This window comes from Caulobacter sp. GW821-FHT12F03, assembly GCF_058806855.1.
This window is the reverse complement of record NZ_JBXAQC010000015.1, coordinates 1-941: the sequence shown is the minus strand read 5'-3', so window position 1 is coordinate 941 and position 941 is coordinate 1. Positions and strand designations below refer to the sequence as shown.

The 941-nt window shown below is 65.6% G+C and carries 1 protein-coding gene; it reads left to right on the top strand.

Annotated elements, in window-relative coordinates; translation table 11 throughout:
• Positions 1-6 precede the first annotated feature (6 nt).
• On the top strand, positions 7-941 hold a 935-nt coding region (tuf, locus tag AC1RN0_RS18155), incomplete at its 3' end, for an elongation factor Tu (RefSeq protein WP_492788874.1).

The window sequence follows — 941 nt, the reverse complement described above, 5'->3', positions numbered from 1 at the left end:
AAGAAAATGGCCAAGGAAAAGTTCGAACGCACCAAGCCGCACTGCAACATCGGCACGATCGGGCACGTCGACCACGGCAAGACGACGCTGACGGCGGCGATCACGATGACGCTGGCGAAGGCTGGCGGCGCGAAGGCGATGGCTTACGCGGATATCGACGCGGCGCCGGAAGAGAAGGCGCGCGGCATCACGATCAACACCGCGCACGTGGAATACGAGACGGCCAACCGTCACTATGCGCACGTCGACTGCCCCGGGCACGCCGACTATGTGAAGAACATGATCACCGGCGCGGCGCAGATGGACGGCGCGATCCTGGTGGTGTCGGCCGCTGACGGCCCGATGCCGCAGACCCGCGAGCACATCCTGCTGGCCCGTCAGGTCGGCGTGCCGGCCCTGGTGGTCTATCTGAACAAGGTCGACCTGGTGGACGACGCCGAGCTGCTCGAGCTGGTCGAGATGGAAGTGCGCGAGCTGCTTTCGTCCTACCAGTTCCCGGGCGACGACATTCCGATCACGGCGGGTTCGGCCAAGGCCGCGACCGACGGCGTGAACCCGGAGATCGGCGAGAAGTCGATCCTGAAGCTGATGGAAACGGTCGACGCCTACATCCCGCAGCCGGAGCGTCCGGTGGACCTGCCGTTCCTGATGCCGGTGGAAGACGTGTTCTCGATCTCGGGCCGCGGCACGGTGGTCACGGGCCGTATTGAAAAGGGCGTCGTCAAGGTCGGCGAGGAAGTCGAGATCGTCGGCATCCGTCCGGTCCAGAAGACGGTCTGCACGGGCGTGGAAATGTTCCGCAAGCTGCTGGACCAGGGCCAGGCGGGCGACAACGTGGGCGTGCTGCTGCGCGGCACCAAGCGTGAAGACGTCGAACGCGGCCAGGTGCTCTGCAAGCCCGGCTCGATCACGCCGCACACCAAGTTCACGGCCGAGGCCTA